Genomic DNA, 3459 nt, shown 5'->3' with positions numbered 1-3459 from the left:
AGGTGGCGACTCAACAAGAGATGGTTTCAAAATTAGAAGAATGTCGACAGAATATGGCATCGACATAGTTACAAGCCTTGACACATTGGCAGCTAGAGTAGCTGTAAAAAATAAAAAATTCCACGAAGAAAACATGGATATCTACGAAATATCAGAATTTTAATTAGATTTACTTTATCTTTAAATATAATTAAGATTTTGATTTTGAATTGTTAAAATTTTTAAATCTAAGAAGCCTCAGCATAATAGTGCCGAGGCTTTTAATTTTTCTAATTATTTAATTTTTTTGAAGATAAATAGATGCTCATGGGCAATAAGTAAAAAATTATATTTAACACTATTTGTCTTCCAAAAACCTGTCATTTTACAATTATGCTGCTCTTTTATTATAATTTCTTTAAGATTGAATCCAACATTTTCAAAAATGCGCATTACATAGAATGACAATGGTATCATGTTACCTTTTTTACGAATATCACCCATTAAAATAGCACAAAATTTATCCGTCTTTAAAACTCTATAACTTTCTGATGCAACTTTTTTCATCTCTTCTAAAAAATCCTTTATTTCTAAATGAGATAAATCTTCTTCTATATTTTCACTGTATTTAATTATATTTGCATAAGGTGGATGTGTACAGATTAAATCAATGCTATTGTCGGAAATAAAATCAAGTTTTTTCGCATCTCCCTTTCGCAAAAAAACTTTACCATTAGCTCCCTCATGTTCAAAATTAGTTTTTTCTTTACAGCGACTAAGAGCAAGATTATTAATGTCTACACCAATTATATTTCTATTTAATAATTTTGCTTCAACAAGAGTTGTACCTCCACCTACAAATTGATCTAAAATTAAATCATTTTCCTTTGAATATCTTAAAATAATATTTCTTGGTATGTAAGGAGACCAGTTGCCTCTCCACTTATTGTCATGTGTCGCCCAATCTCCTCTTTCAGAAAAAGACCAATGAGTTGTCATCTCAAGTTCAAAATTTTCAGGCTCCCATTTTTTTATTTTATCATCCATTGCTTAAATACCTCATTAATAATATACTAAGATCTCTAAGGAAATGTTTGACTATTCTTGCGTAACTTTTTGAAGCCTAAATATCCATTTTAACCAAGAATATACTGTGCTTGCTCTTCTTGTTATTTGCCCTTCATTACAAACATTATATTTCCTCATTGCATTCTCTATATCCTTCTTTTTTGGGAATTGTCCTGTAGTAAATGTTTCAAAGAAAAAAACATTAAATATTTTATGTCTTAATATTAATTTTACAAGTTCTAATTGTCTTGGCTTATAATTCATTTTAGCAATTTCTTGTCCCTTTTTCGTTAATCTTATTTTCACGACTTTGTTCCACTTGCTACTTTCCTCATCAAATTCTTCTCCATGATATTTTTCAAAAATACCTAAATATTTTCCAGCGTTAAAATAATATCCTGCTTGTCGTATATCAAATTGCATAATTTCAGCAACTTTTGCTGGAGACATATCTTCCTCTTTTAAAAAATCAATTAGAGAAATAATTTTTTCAAAACTATCTGCTTGTACAAAAGGAGTTTTTTCATAATCATTCATATTGTCACTTATAGTAACTTTTGTTTTTTTATATACTTCAAGAAGATCATAACAAGTGATTTTTGTGTCTTGTAGTGTATAATTTTTTTCTTTTATTAATTCTATTGATGAGTAATTATTAAGGTCATTAAATCTATATTCTAATAATCTATATATTTGATTAGAGTATATTGAAAATAATAATCTTATAGGTTTTTTAACCTTATTTCTCCACAGTCTATATGGATAATATAATTGTCGTACATGAAAATCTGGATGAATTACATTTTTTGCTTCAATTATAACTACTGATTTGTCATTTTCTAATCCAGCGTCAATTTCACATTGAGCATTTTTGACATCAATACATAGAGGATCTTTTAAATTTCTATTTACAAAAAAATTAAATTCACCTGTGCCCATTCTCCCATTAAAAGTTGCATAGTTTTCTCCATCTCCTAAAAAATCTTCTAAAATAGGAGATAGCATCAAAACATTAATAGCATTTGCTTCTGATGTAACATTTTCTATGTCAATGCTTTCTAAATCTGGGATTTCTACCTTTTTCATTTTTGTAACATCTTCGGTATATTTTGGCAATTCCTTATATAGATTAAAATTGCTCAATATATATGAACTTCTAGATGTTGGTAAAATATTTATCTCTTTTGATTTTAAAATACTTGGAAGAGATTCAGAACTATCCCACTTTGCCATAAGTCTTGGCTCTTTAAATTCTTTAATTTGCTCAGCTTTTATATTAAAAAATCCCTTTTCATTTACTTCTTTCTCTATATTATATTTATCAAAAAGTTTTTCCCAAGCACTATTTGTACTTATTTTTGCCATAATTTCTCACCAATATTTCGTTTATTTCTCCTCTTTTATTGCCCTTTGAATTAATTGAACGTCTTGCTTTAACTATTGTAATGTCATAATCTTTATAAAGTTCTATAATAAAGGGGTGTGCAGAATTAGAAAGCATAAAATTAATTCCTCTTTCATTTAGCTTATCACATTCTTTTTTAAGTTCTTGCTGATCTTTTTTATTAAATCCATTTTCAGTATATCCTGTAAAACTTGAGGAAGAAGATATTGGCATATAAGGCGGATCAAAGTATACAAAGGCACCCCTTCTTAAATTTTTCAAAGCATCTCGATAGTCTCCCTCTAATATTTTTATATCATTTTCGTTAAAATATTTTGACATCGCTAATATGACTGGTTCATTAATAATATTGGGATTCTTATACTTTCCATAAGGGCTGTTGAATTGTCCTGCTTGATTAACTCTAAATAAACCATTAAAACAAGTTTTATTGAGATAAATTATCCTAGCAGCCTTTTCTAAATCATTCATATTGTTGTATTTATCATCTCTATCTAGTGCTCTAATTTCATAATAGTAATCTTCGCAATTTCTATAATCATGTTCTTTTAAAATATCTAAAAGACCCTCTGGATTATCTCTAACAGTCCTATAAACATTAATTAGATCCTTGTTAAAATCATTTATTATTGCCTTTTTTGGTTGCAAATTAAATAAAACTGCTCCGCCACCTACAAAGGGTTCAACATATGTTGTTATTTTTTCTGGTATAAGAGGATTTATTTCATTTAATAATTGTCTTTTTCCACCAACCCATTTTAAAATAGGTGCTAGAATTATATCCTTCAATTTCTTATACCTCCTCCATTTAATAAGTTTTGTCTTCTTTAAAAATATTATATTCTATAAATTTTTTTATTACAAACTTTTATCTTTGAAAAATTATTAAAAATGCAAAATTATCACGTTGCCTTTACAACTATTTAATATTTAATTTTTCTTTTAGCTCCTTTATGGCACTATCTAGTTTTTCTTCGTCTAATTCTCTATTTTTATTCTCAATTGCC

3 protein-coding genes are annotated in these 3459 nt (G+C 27.5%); all 3 read right to left on the bottom strand.

Going from position 1 to position 3459, the window contains the following annotated elements; all coding sequences use genetic code 11:
* Positions 1 to 273: 273 nt before the first annotated feature.
* Genes MR285_RS03530 through MR285_RS03520 form a run of 3 tightly spaced genes read right to left on the bottom strand, consistent with a single transcriptional unit; the run spans position 274 to position 3241 of the window.
* Positions 274 to 1026, bottom strand: coding sequence for a DNA methyltransferase (locus tag MR285_RS03530; protein ID WP_293558092.1), 753 nt, complete (start codon positions 1024 to 1026; stop codon positions 274 to 276).
* Positions 1027 to 1077: 51 nt separating this feature from the next.
* Positions 1078 to 2412 (bottom strand): type II restriction endonuclease, encoded by a 1335-nt coding sequence (locus MR285_RS03525; protein ID WP_293558090.1) that lies wholly within the window; start codon positions 2410 to 2412, stop codon positions 1078 to 1080.
* Entirely contained in the window at positions 2390 to 3241 is an 852-nt protein-coding gene (locus MR285_RS03520; protein WP_293558088.1) for a DNA adenine methylase, read from the bottom strand. The genes MR285_RS03525 and MR285_RS03520 overlap by 23 nt, the downstream gene beginning before the upstream one ends.
* Between the last annotated feature and the right edge of the window lie 218 nt (positions 3242 to 3459).

It is taken from the genome of Peptoniphilus sp. (assembly GCF_022767005.1).
Classification (GTDB): domain Bacteria; phylum Bacillota; class Clostridia; order Tissierellales; family Peptoniphilaceae; genus Peptoniphilus_A.
Note: the sequence above shows the minus strand (reverse complement) of the source record. Positions and strands in the feature narration are given on the sequence as shown.

Excerpts from the sequence above, each read along its gene's own strand:
- MR285_RS03530 (WP_293558092.1), bottom strand. The coding sequence starts at position 1,026 with ATGGATGATAAAATAAAAAAATGGGAGCCTGAAAATTTTGAACTTGAG.
- MR285_RS03525 (WP_293558090.1), bottom strand. The coding sequence starts at position 2,412 with ATGGCAAAAATAAGTACAAATAGTGCTTGGGAAAAACTTTTTGATAAA.